The organism is Bacillus spongiae, from assembly GCF_037120725.1.
GTDB lineage: Bacteria > Bacillota > Bacilli > Bacillales > Bacillaceae_K > Bacillus_CI > Bacillus_CI spongiae.
This window is the reverse complement of the sequence record NZ_JBBAXC010000002.1, coordinates 249,458-264,892: the sequence shown is the minus strand read 5'-3', so window position 1 is coordinate 264,892 and position 15,435 is coordinate 249,458. Positions and strand designations below refer to the sequence as shown.

The following is a 15,435-nucleotide window of genomic DNA, read 5'->3' as shown; positions in this document are numbered from 1 at the left end:
CGTCACCTCGTCTCTTCTTCTCTCTCCTTCGCGCGCAACTGTCCACATGCTGCATCAATGTCAGACCCTTGTTCTCTTCTAATTGTGACATTAATCCCATGATCTTTGAGTATTTTTTCAAATTCAAAAATTTGTTTTCTTGGTGTACGAACATAGTCGCGCTCTGGAACATAGTTAACTGGAATTAAATTCACATGGCATTTTACATTTTTAATTAACGCAGCTAGTTCTAATGCATGTTCAGCTGTATCATTTTCTCCACCAAACAACCCATATTCAAAGCTTACTCTTCGACCCGTTTTGTTTATATAATACTTAATGGCTTCCATTAATTCAGGGAGTTTGTATGCACGATTAATCGGCATTAACTTGCTTCGCAGTTCAGTATTTGGTGCATGGAGTGAAATAGCAAAGTTGATTTGGAGTTTCTCATCTGCGAATTTATAAATTTTCGGGATAATTCCACTTGTGGAAACCGTAATATGCCTTGCCCCTATATTTAATGCATCATCATGGTTAATAATTTTAAGGAATGACATCATTTCATCATAATTATCAAAAGGTTCGCCTATTCCCATAATGACAACGGAACTGACTCTCTCTTCCATTTCATCTAAGGCTTGCTGCACCTTCACAACTTGAGCAACAATTTCACCCGCCTCTAAATTCCGCTTTAATCCTCCTAGAGTAGAAGCACAAAACGTACAGCCTATGCGACAGCCAACTTGCGTTGTGACACAAACAGAATTTCCGTATTCATGACGCATTAAAACAGTCTCAATGCTGTACCCATCATGTAATTCAAATAGAAATTTTATCGTTCCATCATTTGATGTTTGTTGGATTAATGTCTTTAACGTAGTTAAAGTAAAATTATCTTCTAATTTCATTCTTAATCCTTTTGAAAGATTTGTCATTTCATCGTATGAAGACACACGCTTTTGATATAACCATTCATATATTTGTGCAGCACGGAATTTTTTTTCATTATTATTTTCCAACCATTCTTTGAGCTCATGAAGCTCTAATGAATAGATGGATGGTTTTTGATTATTCTTTTCATTTTTTGTTTTTTTCACTGTTGTATTTTCCATTAGTTTTCCTTCTTTCTAAAGCTTGAAATGAAGAAGCCGTCACCACCAAAATCCTGAGGGAAAATTTGTAGTGTGTTATCTTGAATAAACGGCTCTACCATTTTAGGGAGAGTTACAAGAGGGCAAGGTTCATACTCAGGATGATTCTCTAAAAACCTCTCTACAGTTCCCATATTTTCACCTTTGTCTACTGTACAAGTACTGTAAACGAGAATTCCATCCTTTTTCAATAAGGGAGCTACGGCGTCTAAAATATCCAATTGGATCTTTTGTAAGGAATTCAAGTCTTGTTCTTTTTTACTATATTTTATATCAGGTTTCCTTCTTAAAACCCCTAATCCTGAGCACGGTGCATCAACTAGAATTCGGTCGAATGACTCCTTTTCAACTGCTTCTCCAATTTTTCTGCTATCCATTGTCTTTGTAGTTATCGTCGATAATCCAAGTCGTTCCGCGTTTTCCTTAATTAACTTCACTTTATGATCGTGTAAATCAAGGGCTAATACCTTACCTGTATTATTCATTTTTTCCGCAATATGAGTGGTCTTTCCCCCTGGTGCAGCACACGAATCTAAAACGGTTAATTCCGGTTTTAATTGAAGAGCATAAGCGACCATCATTGAGCTTTCATCCTGAACCGTAAAAAGCCCTTGTTTAAAAGCGTCTGTTTTTACAAGATTCCCTCTTATAGAATGAAAGGCTTCTGGAACAAAGAGACTTTTCTCAACTTCAACATTCTCTTCCTTAAGCATAGGAATGAGCTCTTCAACTGTAACCTTCGTTTCATTCGCTCGCCCTGTTTGAAATGGGGCTAAAATATTCGTTTCACACATTTCTTTTGTTTTTTCATAGCCGAATTGCGAAACCCATCTTTTCACTAGCCATAAAGGATGGCTTGTTTCAACGCTAAGTCGTTCTTCCCTATCTTTAAGTAACTCTAAAGAAGCGACTCCTTGACGCTGAACAGAACGAAGTACTCCGTTAACCATGCCAACAATTCCTTTATGCCCTCTCCTTTTGGCAATTTCAACTGCTTCATAAATTACAGCTCGATCAGGAACCTTGTCCAAAAAAACCATTTGATATAATGACATACGCAGCAATTGACGAACCCATCCATCAATTTTCTTCTTTAGAAATGGAGCTAAATAATAATCTAAAGTAAGTTTTCGCTGAATTGTCCCATATGTTAGTTCTGTAACAAGCCCTATATCAGGACCCTTTAATCGATATCTTTCAATTACATGATTTAATAGGAGATTGCTATACGATTGATTTTTTTCGACCGCTTCTAATACTTCTAATGCTGCTTCACGAACTGATTTTTTTGTCCTATTCATTTTCTACCCCTAAAATAGTTCCTTTAGACAAAGTTGCTCCCGAACCTCGTAAAAATTGTTCTGCACTCATTTGTTTTTTGCCTGAAGGTTGAAGTTGTACAATTTTTATTTTCGTCTCATTTCCAGTAGCCACGATAAATCCATCTTCTTCGAGTCCAACAATCTCACCTGGAGCTCCTCCAAATTCACTTGTGGTCACCTTTTCACCCCACCAAACCTTCAACACTTTCCCTCCAAGTGTAGTAAAGGCAACTGGCCAAGGGTTCAATCCGCGAATATGATTGTAAATTTCCTCACCGGTCTTCGTCCAATCAATTCTTTCTTGCTCACGTTTAATATTGCGTGCAAACGTAGCCTCCTCGTCATTTTGAGGCACAGCTTTTATTTCATTTCTAAGAAGCTTAGGAAGTGTCTCAGCTAATAAATCTGCGCCAGAAGCACTAAGCCTATCATGGAGAGTTCCAACATGATCCCTTTCATCTATCTGTACTTCTACACGACTAATCATATCACCTGCATCGAGAGCTTCAACCATATACATGATGGTAATTCCTGTCTTTTCTTTTCCTTGTATAATACTGTAGTGGATGGGCGCACCCCCTCTAAGCTCAGGAAGTAAAGAAGCATGAACATTAATACACCCTAATGGAGGAGCATCTAACAATTCTTTTGGTAAAATTTGTCCAAAGGCAGCTGTTATAATTAAATCTGGTTGTAAATCGATAATTTTTTGCAGTTGTTCTTTTTCTCTAATTTTTTCTGGTTGATAAACAGGAATATGATGCTTTAACGCTTCAACCTTTACTGGTGGAGGTGTTAAGATTCGCTTTCTTCCGACAGGTCGGTCTGGTTGAGTAACGACTCCAATTACCTCATAACCGTCTTGAATTATTCTTTGAAGGATAGGAACTGAGAAATCTGGTGTTCCCATAAAAACTATTTTTGTCATTCACTTTCATACCTTTCTAATTCTTCTTCCTCAATATACCGTACGACTTTACTTGTAAATAAAATGCCATTAAGATGGTCTATTTCGTGCTGCAGCGCTCTAGCTAAAAAGCCCTCTGCTTCAATAATATATTGACGACCGTTGCGATCCTGTGCTTGAACCTTTACATAACTTGGCCTTGTAACCTCACCATATAGTCCTGGAAAGCTTAAACACCCTTCAATATCTGTTTCTTGTCCACTTGTCTCTAATACAGTAGGGTTTATTAGTTCAATCGTTCCCGATTCATCCCCTATATCTACTATTGCGACACTTAATTCTTTTCCAATTTGTGGTGCAGCCAAACCGACTCCGTCAGCTTCAATCATCGTATCATACATATTGTCTAGTAATTTTTTTAGTTTCTTATCAAAGTTTGTAACCGTCTTTGTTTGCTTTTCAAGTACCTCTGCTGGATACTTTACAATTGGTAAAATTGCCAACGAATATCCTCTCCTTTTTATTATTTACATCATCATATAAGGGTTCATATCTATTGAAATCGTTAGTCCATCAGAAGCGACTTGAGATTGAAATTGTTCAATTAAAGATTTCAGAGTAGCAGATAGCCTTGGTTCCCGCTTGTATTTTATCAAACATTGATACCGATATCTATTATTAATCCGTGGAATAGGTGATGCAGAAGGACCTAAAACAATCGCTTCATCAGACAATCTCGATGAAATAAACTTTGTCATTCGATCAGCGCTGTCTACAACCTTTAACAAATCCTCGTGGGTAACATTCACAAGTGCTAAATAGTAGTAAGGTGGATAGCTTGCCATCTTCCTCATTCTCATTTCTTGTTCGTAAAAGGCATCGTAATCTTGTTTGCTAGCAAGCTGAACCGAATAATGTTCGGGTGTATACGTTTGAATGATAACCTCTCCTGGTAGTTCATGTCTTCCTGCTCGCCCACTTACTTGGGTCAAAAGCTGAAACGTCTTCTCAGCCGCTCGAAAATCTGGGAGATGAAGCATAGTATCTGCACTTAACACCCCAACGAGGGTTATATTAGGGAAGTCGAGGCCCTTGGCAATCATTTGAGTACCTAATAGGATATCTGCTTTTCCTTCAGCAAAAGCCTTCAATAATTTTTCATGAGCACCTTTTCTACTTGTCGTATCAACATCCATACGAATAATTTTTGCTTGTGGGAGTAGTTTCGTTAATTCCTCCTCCACTTTTTGCGTGCCTGTTCCAAAGTATCGAATGTGTTCCCCTTGGCAATCAGGACACGTTTTCGGTACACTCGTTTCAAACCCACAATAATGGCATTTCATATTATTAGAGGAACGATGATACGTTAATGAAATGTCGCAATGTGGGCACTGAAGTACATAACCACAGTCTCGGCACATAATAAAAGATGAATATCCTCTCCGATTGAGGAATAAGACTGTCTGTTGCTTTTTCTCCAATCGATCTTGAAGCTTTTCAAATAATTCCCGAGAGAACATCGAACGATTTCCTTCTCTTAATTCATCTCTCATATCCACAATTGCTACACTAGGGAGCGGCTGATTATTCATACGACTTGGTAAACTTAATAAAGTATAAACATTCTTTTTGGCCCTTGCAAAGGATTCTAACGACGGTGTTGCACTTCCTAAAATAACTGGGCACTGATATCTTTTAGCTCTCTGAATCGCTACTTCTCTTGCATGGTAACGAGGACTCTCCTCTTGCTTATAACTCGTTTCATGCTCTTCATCAATGATAATAATTCCTAAGTTCTCAAATGGTGCATAAATAGCTGAACGGGCACCGACAACTACCTTGACTTCTTTACGCTGAATTTTCCGCCACTCATCGTATTTTTCACCAACTGATAATCCTGAATGCAAAACAGCAACATCATCTCCAAAGCGCCCTTTAAAACGATGGACCATCTGAGGTGTTAAAGAAATCTCTGGTACTAATACGATCGCTTCTTTCCCTTCGTTTAAAACCCTTTGGATTGACTGTAAATAAATTTCTGTTTTCCCACTACCCGTTACACCGTATAGTAAGAAGGTTTCATGTTGTCTCTTTTCTATTGATGAAAGAATCGGTGTAATTGCCGCCTGTTGATGAACAGTTAATGGTAAAGGAAACGTTTTTTTAAACGTACGATTTTCATAAGGATCGCGGTAAACTTCTTGATAAAATTCCTCAATAAAACCTTTTTTCACTAATGTTTTCACACTCTGAGAAGTAGAATTTGTTTCCTCTAAAACCTTCCGCTCTGGTAAAGGTCGATTAAAATGGGCTAAATGGGCAAGGATTTTCTTTTGTTTCTCTGCATTTTTAGGAAGAGACAGGATTGCATCCTCAACAACCTCCGCTTGCATTTTGATTGTGAGCATTTTAACCTTTTTCTTCTTTCCTCGACTTTTCACTATATATTGAATTTCAATATGTTCTTTTTTTACTTCTTGATGAAGCTTCGTTAATAAATGCTTTTCCTCCGCTTCTTTCCAATCTAATTCAAGAGATTTTTGAAAAAACTGTTGCAGCCCTTTTGAAATCTCCTTTACTTCACTCTTAAGAAAGAAACGTTTTTCATATTTCGCTTTCATAGCAGCTGGAAGCATTGCTTGAAATGCTGATACTTTATAACAAAGAGTTTTTTCTGTGAGCCAATTCCCTAACTCTAATAGCTCATCATTCAAGACAGGAAATAAATCTAGAGGAACAGATATTTTTTTCAATTTATTAAAATCACTTTCTGTCTTTAGCTTAATGACAAACCCTTGTACCTTCCTAGGGCCAAAAGGGACGATGACTCTCATTCCTGGAAAGATTCTCCCTAACCATTCCTCGGGTATAAGATAATCGAATCCTCTATCCGTTTGCATAGCAGGAACATCTACGATAACGGATGCAATAGGTTGATGAATCATTGCACATCTACCTGTCGAGAAATTTCCATTAATATCTGTCTTGCCGTTTCTTGCTTAGAAAGTAACGGAAGTTCTATTTTTTCTCCATTCCCCAAATACATCGTGACGATATTCGTATCGACTCCAAAGCCAGCACCTTCCATCGCCACATTATTCGCGATGATCATATCAGCATTTTTCTTCTTTAATTTTCGTAAAGCGTACTCTTCAACGGAATGTGTTTCTGCTGCAAACCCGACAAGGAAATGGTTTGTTTTCCTTTCTCCAAGTGTACGTAATATATCCATCGTTCGTTCCATTTCAATCGTATAGATTCCCTCTTGCTTCTTGATTTTTTCATTCGCCACCTTCACCGGCGTATAATCGGCAACTGCAGCACTTTTAATAATGATATCTTGGTCAACATAGGATTTCATTACCTCTTCATACATTTCTAGCGCACTTTCAACCGGTCTGAAATCAACATTGTTAGGAGGCGTTAATGTTGTTGGCCCTGAAATCAAGATTACCTCCGCCCCCAACTTTTGTGCCTGATGAGCCAGGCTAAATCCCATTTTCCCTGTAGAATGATTAGAGAAAAAACGAACAGGGTCTAAACTTTCACGGGTTGGTCCTGCCGTAATCAATACCTTTTTACCCGCTAATAAAGTAGAGTTTGAAAAGTAATTCTCCATAATTTCAACGATCTTCTCAGGCTCTTCTAATCGTCCTTTCCCAACATATCCACAAGCAAGATATCCTTCGCTCGGTTCAACAAATTCATACCCAAACGCAGCTAGACTTTCAATATTTTTTTTCACTGCTGGATGGTCATACATATGAACATTCATGGCAGGGGCAATCCAAACCGGTGCAGTACTGGCAAGCAATGTCGTTGTTAACATATCATCTGCAATTCCATTAGCAAGTTTCCCAATAACATTAGCTGTAGATGGGGCAACCAATATTAAATCCGCCCAATCCGCCAAGTCTATATGCGCAATAACCGAAGGATCCTTTTCATCAAAAGTATCTGTATATACAGGATTCCGTGATAACGCTTGAAAAGTTAGTGGTGCTACAAATTGTTGAGCAGATTCTGTCATGATCACTTTAACAGTTGCTCCACTTTGAGTCAGCTTACTTGTCAAGGCAGCTGCTTTATAAACAGCAATCCCTCCTGAAACACATAACAAAATTTTCTTCCCCGTAAGCATAACAAAACCTCCATCAGAAACTCTCTTTTCTAAGATTATACCTTAACAAAAGCCTAGACGCTCGTATACTTCCTTCTAATTACTATGCGCCCTCTTATTCTTAGCCTTAAAAAATTCTGTTTTCCCATTAAAAAAGAAATAACAACCTAAAAGTAGGTTGTTATTTTTCATCGGAATAAACGGCGTCACTCTCTTGTTCTTTCATCATTAATTCTCCAGCATGAATTTCTTCCAAAGCTTTACCAACATATTTTTGTGATACATAAGAATCTAGTTTTTCCTTACCCTCTTCTTGAAGATGACGTGCTCTTTTTGCTGCAACACTGACTAATGAGTATTTTGAATCAATTTTGTTCATAAGTGAATCAATAGATGGATATAACATTATTTTCCCGCCTCCAGCATTTTAATATATCGGCCTTGAACTCGTTCTCTACGACAATGCTCAGCCACAACAATTGCCTTTATTCTCTCGACAGCTAACTCAATCTTGTCATTTTCGACAACATAATCATATAAGTTCATCATTTCTAGCTCTTTCCTAGCTTCATCCATACGATTACGAATTAAATCCTCGCTCTCGGTACCTCTTGTTACAATCCGGTTTTCTAGCTCTGACAAACTTGGGGGAGCCAAAAATATAAATAGTCCATCTGGGAATTTCTTACGGACTTGTTGCGCTCCTTGAACTTCTATCTCTAGAAATACATCTTTCCCTGAATCAAGGGTTTCTCGAACATAATCAACAGGTGTACCATAATAATTACCCACGTACTCAGCATACTCCAGTAATTTTTCTTGCTGGATTAAGCTTTCGAATTCTTCTCTTGACTTAAAGAAATAATCTACACCGTTCACTTCTCCTTCACGAGGTAATCGCGTCGTCATCGAGATTGAGTACTCAAAATTCGTATCTTCCTCAGAGAAAATGGCTTTTCGAACCGTCCCTTTCCCTACTCCTGATGGACCTGAAAGAACGATTAACAACCCTTTATCTTTCATTATTTACCCTGCCCTTCTTCTGCTAGTTCTACTTTATCTGTTAAGCGATGGGCTACCGTTTCAGGTTGAACCGCAGACAATATAACATGATCACTGTCCGTAATGATGACGGCCCGTGTCCTTCTTCCATATGTAGCATCAATTAACGTTCCCCTATCTCTTGCATCCTGAATTAACCTTTTTATCGGAGCAGATTCAGGACTAACAATGGATACAATCCGATTTGCCGAGACGATATTCCCAAAGCCAATATTAATTAATTTAATCGACATGGTGCCCCTCCATTCAGGTCTAGTGTGACCTTGACATCATTATGTTAAACCTTTATTCAATATTCTGTACTTGTTCTCTCATCTTTTCAATAATTGCTTTCAAATCAACAACAAGAGTCGACAAAGTTACATCATTACATTTAGCTCCGGTTGTATTTACTTCCCGATTCATTTCTTGTAATAAAAAATCTAATTTTCGACCTATAGGCTCGTTCTTCTCTAGGGTGACTGAAAATTGCTGTATATGATTCTCGAGTCGGGAAACCTCTTCTGATATATCTACTTTCTCTGCCATAATAACGATCTCTGTTAACAATCTATTTTCATCTATCAAACCTGAAGTATAGTTGGATAGCTTTGAAGCAAGCTTCTCTTTATATTGGTCTGCTACGGTTGGTCCATATTCTGTTACAGAAAGAAGGATTTCCTTCATCGAATTGAGATAGCCCTTTAACTCCTTTTGTAATGCAGCACCTTCAAATTCTCGCATACTAAAAAGGTTCTCCGTGGCCTCTTTCGTAGCTTCTAATACTAATTGCTCGATCATCACGTTTTCTTCTTCTACTTCCTCAATAACGACGATCTCTTCCTTACTTAATATATCTCTTAACTCCAGAGAAGAAGATATATTTAGTTTCTCTTTAATTTCCATTACCGATTGACCGTATTGGTCTAAAAGTTGCCAGTCAACTTTCACTTTCCGGTGAACAAGAACATTACCTTCAACATTCACAAAAACATCTATCTTGCCTCTTTTAATCCTTTTATGGATAATTTTCTTTAGTTTATCTTCCATTTTTAGTAATTGACGAGGCATACGGACATAACAATCACTATATCTATGATTGACACTTTTCATTTCTACTGTCACTTTAGCATCTTCTATAGATTTTACACTTCGACCAAACCCTGTCATACTAACTACCACGATACCCTCACTTCCATTCTGCTTCTTCAGTTAGTAAACTATGTAATTTGATTATTTTATTTGTCTACGAAACAATCATACAAAATAAAGGAAGATTTCAAATAATAACAATTATTTATTGTTTTGTTAACAAAAAAGGTAATAGAGTGTGCTTCTCTACTACCTTTTGGATTATATCATAAATTACTTTGATTTTCCTGCAAAAAATGAGCCTGCTAATAAAAATGTCGGCAACGAGCTTAACCCAATAATTAACAGCCAGTCCTTCATCGAAATGGATACCGTATGGAATATTGGCTGAAGCATTGGTAAATATATGACCATTATCATTAAAATAATGGACGAAATAACAGCCCACACGAGATATTGATTACCAAAAGGGTTTCTTGCTAAGACAGACCTCTCACTTCGGCAGTCGAATACATGAATTAACTGTGCCATTACTAAGGTGGCAAATGCGACCGTTTGAGCGTAAGGTAAATTATCTTGGTGCTGGTTGTAGGCAAAGATAAAAGCAATTAGTGTAACCATTCCAATTAAAAAACCTCGAGACACAACCTTCCACCCTAACCCTCTAGCAAAAACACCTTCTCGAGGATGTCGTGGTCTTTGTTTCATAACATTCTCTTCTGGCTTATCCAAGCCTAATGCCATTGCTGGTAAACCGTCTGTAACAAGATTCACCCATAAAATTTGAATCGGTACTAAAGGTAAGGGAAGGGCCAAAATCATCGCAAATAACATAACGAGTATTTCACCTACATTAGAAGCTAATAAATAACGGATAAATTTTCGAATATTTTCATAAATATTCCGACCTTCGCCTATTGCTGCTTTGATTGTATTAAAGTTATCGTCTAAGAGTACAAGTGAAGATGCTTCTTTTGCAACATCCGTACCTGTAATGCCCATGGCAATACCAATATCTGCCGCTTTGATGGCTGGTGCATCATTCACCCCATCTCCTGTCATGGCTACTACATGTCCTTTATTCTGGAGTGCCTTGACAATTTTCAGCTTATGCTCTGGAGATACACGGGCAAATACCGCTACATCCTCCACAACTTCTTCTAATTCCTTAACTTCCATTCGCGATAGCTCGCTACCTTCTAATACTTTTTCATTACCTTTTATAATTCCAAGTTGATGCGCAATGGCTTTTGCCGTCAATAAATGATCTCCAGTAATCATCACCGTTTTAATCCCTGCTTCACGGCATTCTTTCACCGCTTCCTTTACTTCTGGTCGTGGAGGATCAATCATTCCTTGTAAACCTAAAAAGGTTAGATTGTTTTCAAGTTCAAATTCTTTTTTGAATGCTGCATGTGAATCGAGAGGTTTATACGCAACGGCAATCGTTCTTAATGCTCCAGCAGCTAATTGCGTAATGGCTTGGTTCACTTGATGACTAAGCTTTTCACTCATATATTGTAATTTTCCGTTCCAAAATATAGATTCACTTAAGTTAAAGATTACATCAGGTGCTCCTTTAGTGATTAAGAAACGTTTTCCATATTCATCTTTAACTATTACACTCATCATTTTTCGTTTGGAATCAAATGGAATTTCTTTTTCTATCGTATATGATTTTAATAGCGAATCTTTTTGTAATCCAGCTTTTAGAGAGGCAACTAACATGGCTCCTTCAGTAGGATCTCCTTCAATACTGTACTCTTCCTCTTTCGTAACCAAATTGGCATGATTACAAAGTAACCCGTATGAAAGGAGCTGTTTAAATGGGACATCTTCCAAAGGGTAGATACGCCTTTCTCCGATATAAAAGCACCCCTCTGGGTTATACCCTGTCCCAGAAACCGTTACGGTCTTCCCCCCGCTCCATAAATGAGTTACGGTCATTTTATTTTGAGTAAGTGTCCCAGTCTTGTCTGAACAAATAACGGAGGCACATCCTAATGTTTCGACGGCTGGTAACTTCCTTACAATCGCTTTTTTTCGTATCATTCGTTGAACACCTAGAGAAAGAGCTACCGTCACAATAGCAGGAAGTCCCTCTGGAATAGCGGCAACTGCTAAAGAAACACCAGCAAGGAACATCGTATACATATCATGACCTTGAAGTATCCCAATACTGACTACTAATAACGTTAATAACAAAGCGGCTGAAATAAGGATTTTCCCTAACTGCTCTAGCCTTCTTTGCAATGGGGTCTCCATCGTCTCAGCAGATTGAAGAAGGTCCGCAATCTTTCCCATAGCTGTATTCATTCCGATTGATGTGACAACCCCTAACCCATGTCCTCGTGTAACCATCGTTCCCATAAATGCCATATTATGCATATCCCCTAAATTAACATGAGCTGCTTTTATTGGCTCTGTATTTTTGGAAACAGGAACCGATTCTCCGGTCAAGGCTGACTCTTCAATTTCTAAATTAACCGCATCAATTAATCGAACATCTGCACCAATACGGTCTCCACTTTGAAACTTAAGAATATCTCCTGGAACAACATCTCTAGAAGGGATTTTAATCCATTTCCCATCTCGCATCACTAGTACTTGTGGCGCAGATAATTGTTTTAATGCTTGGAGCGACTTTTCTGCTTTACGCTCCTGATAAAAACCTAAGATACCGTTAATCAACACAATTGCCATAATCGCTATTGAGTCAATGTATTCTCCTAATAGTCCAGATATTAATGTTGCCGCTAATAATACAAGAACCATGAAGTCTTTAAATTGACTAAAAAAAAGTAATAGTAACGATTGTTTTTCCACTTCTGCTAATTCGTTATATCCAACCTTTTTTCTTATTGTTTGAATTCTGTTAGATGACAATCCTTCGTTGTAGTTCGTATCTAACCCCTTTTCTATATCACGCTCTTCCATTTCATGATATTTCATTCCATCGATTCACTCTCCTTCTGTCACGAAAGTTGTCTCTCTCATAGCAATCTTATTCAGACTCGTCCCAAAAAATGATATGATTTATATATGTTTCAATACTGAACAGTTTACAAAGACAAATACCCTTATATTAAGGACTGTCTATAGAAAAGAGGATGAAAAAGAATGTCTTTCGACGGTTTATTTACAAAAGCAATGACAGCAGAACTTTCTTCTAAACTAACAGGAGGAAGAATTAATAAGATTCATCAGCCATATAAAAACGAAATGCTATTAATTGTTCGTGCACAAGGGGCTAATCATCGCCTGCTTTTATCAGCCCACCCTAACTACGCGAGAGTCCAAATAACGAAGGAACAGTACGCAAATCCTAGTGAACCACCAATGTTTTGTATGCTGTTACGCAAACACCTTGAGGGTTACACGATTGAAAGCATTCACCAACCTGCACTAGAAAGAATCATAATTATCGAAGTTAGAGGAAGGAACGAGATTGGGGATGAATCCGTAAAACAGCTTATTATTGAAATTATGGGGCGACATAGTAATATCATCCTAGTCGATAAAGACCGCAATATTATTTTAGATAGCATTAAGCATGTTTCATTTGCGGTAAATTCATATCGTAGTGTTCTCCCGGGACAACCATACAAATCCCCTCCTCAACAAGAAAAACTTAATCCGTTTGCAAGTACGGAGGAGGATATATTAAAGAAAATAGACTTTAATAGTGGAAAATTAGATAAACAAATTGTTTCAACATTTGCTGGAATATCACCTTTGTTTGCTAAGGAAGTACTCTTTCAAGCAGGATTACCTAATCGAACAACGCTCCCTAACGCCTTTTTTTCCTTGCTTCAATTGGTGAAATCAGCGAATTACTCTCCTTCCATTACATATGGGAACAAGGAACATTTTTATATGATTCCTTTGAATCACCTTGAAGGAGAAACGAAGGCATTCACTACATTAAGTGACATGCTCGATCGCTTCTTTTACCAAAAAGCGGCTCGTGATCGCGTCAAACAACAAGCACATGATCTCGAACGTTTCTTAAAAAATGAACGTGAAAAGAACATGTCAAAAATTAAGAAATTAGAAAAGACTTTACATGATGCACAACAAGCAAATGACTTCCAGCTCCGCGGCGAACTATTAACGGCCAATTTATTTGCCGTAAGCAAAGGAATGACATCTGTAGAAGTAGTGAATTATTACGACAATAACGGAGAAACCTTGGAAATTGAGCTTAACCCGTTAAAAAGTCCTAGTGAGAATGCCCAGAGATATTTCACTAAATATCAAAAGGCTAAAAATGCTTTAGAAATTGTAAAAGAACAAATTAATAAAGCGGAAGAAGAAATAAAATATTTTGATATTTTAATTCAACAAATTGAAAGTGCCTCCCCTAAAGATGTCGAGGAAATGCGTGAAGAATTAGTCGAAGAGGGATATTTGCGCTTTAAAAGTGAAGCGAAGAAAAAGAAGAAAGTAAATGGAAAACCACAATTAGAAGAATTTCTTTCTACAGACGGTGACCTCATTTACGTTGGAAAAAATAATAAGCAAAATGATTATTTAACGAATCGTTTTGCTAATAAGAACGATATATGGCTTCATACAAAGGATATTCCAGGCTCACATGTTGTCATCAAAAACCCTGCTCCTTCAGACGTTACGATTCAAGAAGCCGCAGTGCTAGCTGCCTATAATAGCAAGGGAAGAGAATCTAGCTCCGTTCCTGTCGATTACACACAAATCCGCTATGTGAAAAAACCTAATGGAGCAAAACCTGGATTTGTGATATACGATCATCAGCAAACCGTTTATGTTACACCTAACATTGATCAAGTCCGCAAACTTAAGAAATAATTTTTTTCACTTAATAACTACTATTGTTTTATAGGTTCTATTTTCCTTCCGTTAAATGATAAGACGTTTATAACATTACCTTCAAATGAGAGTCGTTGTTAATTCAAAACGGGTTCTCCTTTTGGAGAGAATAACTAAAACTTAATACTAAAAAGACGGACTAATAACCATTTAATGGTCTGTCTTTTTTATTGTTAATACAGCGTTTATATTGAAATTTTTATGAAACTAGCAGAAATTTAACTAATAAAATTACATACTAATTCGAGGGATATTTGATATTTACCTGACTAAAAAATATTAGGTTTATATAGTAATTCAAACAAAGGTATTTAAGGTAAATGGTATTATTTATTTAAAGTAGGAACCAAAAAATATGGAGGTACGTCATGACAAAAATTAAAGAATACACTTGTAGTTGTTGTGGAGAGTACTACGATGAGCTTCCAACCAGCTATGGAACCGTCGCACCTGTCTATTACGAATTCCTCCCACCTGAAGAACGGCAAGAGCGGTTTAAACTTAGTAAAGACTTATGCGTGATGGACAATGAACATTTCTTTATTAGAGGATGTGTTGAAATTCCTATAATCGGCACTGATGAAGAGTTCATATGGGGGGTTTGGGTTTCGTTAAGCGAAGCTAATTATAATAAAGTAAAAGAGGATTGGGATAATCCAGAACGATTAGAGCCGATGGTTGGTTGGTTTTCTACTGCACTGCCTTGCTATCCTGATACGATAAACTTGAAGGCAAGGGTTCACCACAGAGAAGGTGGAATTAGACCTTATGTTGAACTTGAACCAACTGACCATCCTTTGGCAGTGGAATTTAGAAACGGAATGACACTTGAACGGGTACAAGAAATAGCTGAAAAACTTTGTGTGAATAATGATAGCGAAGAGTAAGAGCATTGATTTAATAATCAATGCTCTTTTTTCTCCCATTTATCGTACTAACTATTTTTTTCGACTTTTCCTCTAAAAAGAGAGA

Annotated in this window: 13 protein-coding genes; 2 read left to right on the top strand and 11 right to left on the bottom strand. The window is 37.4% G+C overall.

Annotated features, from left to right (window positions below):
• Nucleotides 1–2: 2 nt before the first annotated feature.
• From rlmN to WAK64_RS03390, 11 genes are all read right to left on the bottom strand, one after another.
• The gene (rlmN, locus tag WAK64_RS03440) at nt 3–1,094 is read right to left on the bottom strand and encodes a dual-specificity RNA methyltransferase RlmN (RefSeq protein WP_336585546.1); all 1,092 of its coding nucleotides are present in this window, start codon (nt 1,092–1,094) and stop codon (nt 3–5) included.
• Nucleotides 1,094–2,434 (bottom strand): 16S rRNA (cytosine(967)-C(5))-methyltransferase RsmB, encoded by a 1,341-nt coding sequence (rsmB, locus tag WAK64_RS03435; protein WP_336585545.1) that lies wholly within the window; start codon nt 2,432–2,434, stop codon nt 1,094–1,096. The genes rlmN and rsmB overlap by 1 nt, the downstream gene beginning before the upstream one ends.
• Nucleotides 2,427–3,383 carry a methionyl-tRNA formyltransferase gene (gene fmt, locus WAK64_RS03430; RefSeq protein ID WP_336585544.1) on the bottom strand — a complete coding sequence of 319 codons (957 nt, stop codon included), beginning with the start codon at nt 3,381–3,383 and terminating at the stop codon, nt 2,427–2,429. Before fmt ends, rsmB begins: the two co-directional genes overlap by 8 nt.
• Nucleotides 3,380–3,865, bottom strand: coding sequence for a peptide deformylase (def, locus tag WAK64_RS03425; RefSeq protein ID WP_336585543.1), 486 nt, complete (start codon nt 3,863–3,865; stop codon nt 3,380–3,382). The genes fmt and def overlap by 4 nt, the downstream gene beginning before the upstream one ends.
• Before the next feature lie 24 nt (nt 3,866–3,889).
• Nucleotides 3,890–6,307, bottom strand: coding sequence for a primosomal protein N' (priA, locus tag WAK64_RS03420; protein WP_336585542.1), 2,418 nt, complete (start codon nt 6,305–6,307; stop codon nt 3,890–3,892).
• Nucleotides 6,304–7,503 (bottom strand): bifunctional phosphopantothenoylcysteine decarboxylase/phosphopantothenate--cysteine ligase CoaBC, encoded by a 1,200-nt coding sequence (gene coaBC / locus WAK64_RS03415; RefSeq protein ID WP_336585541.1) that lies wholly within the window; start codon nt 7,501–7,503, stop codon nt 6,304–6,306. The genes priA and coaBC overlap by 4 nt, the downstream gene beginning before the upstream one ends.
• Nucleotides 7,504–7,663: 160 nt before the next feature.
• A complete protein-coding gene (gene rpoZ / locus WAK64_RS03410) occupies nt 7,664–7,888 on the bottom strand; it encodes a DNA-directed RNA polymerase subunit omega (protein WP_336585540.1) in 225 nt (74 codons plus the stop codon).
• Nucleotides 7,888–8,505: a guanylate kinase gene (gene gmk, locus WAK64_RS03405; protein WP_336585539.1), complete on the bottom strand. Its 618-nt coding sequence runs from the start codon at nt 8,503–8,505 to the stop codon at nt 7,888–7,890. Before gmk ends, rpoZ begins: the two co-directional genes overlap by 1 nt.
• Entirely contained in the window at nt 8,505–8,777 is a 273-nt protein-coding gene (remA, locus tag WAK64_RS03400) for an extracellular matrix/biofilm regulator RemA (protein WP_336585538.1), read from the bottom strand. Before remA ends, gmk begins: the two co-directional genes overlap by 1 nt.
• Before the next feature lie 52 nt (nt 8,778–8,829).
• Nucleotides 8,830–9,705 (bottom strand): YicC/YloC family endoribonuclease, encoded by an 876-nt coding sequence (locus WAK64_RS03395; RefSeq protein ID WP_336585537.1) that lies wholly within the window; start codon nt 9,703–9,705, stop codon nt 8,830–8,832.
• Between the two features lie 183 nt (nt 9,706–9,888).
• On the bottom strand, nt 9,889–12,567 hold the full coding sequence (locus WAK64_RS03390; protein ID WP_336585536.1) for a calcium-translocating P-type ATPase, SERCA-type: 2,679 nt from the start codon (nt 12,565–12,567) through the stop codon (nt 9,889–9,891).
• Between the two features lie 168 nt (nt 12,568–12,735).
• On the opposite strand from WAK64_RS03390, the gene WAK64_RS03385 reads away from it, so the two are divergent.
• Nucleotides 12,736–14,442 carry an Rqc2 family fibronectin-binding protein gene (locus tag WAK64_RS03385; RefSeq protein WP_336585535.1) on the top strand — a complete coding sequence of 569 codons (1,707 nt, stop codon included), beginning with the start codon at nt 12,736–12,738 and terminating at the stop codon, nt 14,440–14,442.
• 389 nt (nt 14,443–14,831) lie between these two features.
• On the top strand, nt 14,832–15,350 hold the full coding sequence (locus WAK64_RS03380) for a DUF2199 domain-containing protein (RefSeq protein ID WP_336585534.1): 519 nt from the start codon (nt 14,832–14,834) through the stop codon (nt 15,348–15,350).
• Nucleotides 15,351–15,435 lie beyond the last annotated feature (85 nt).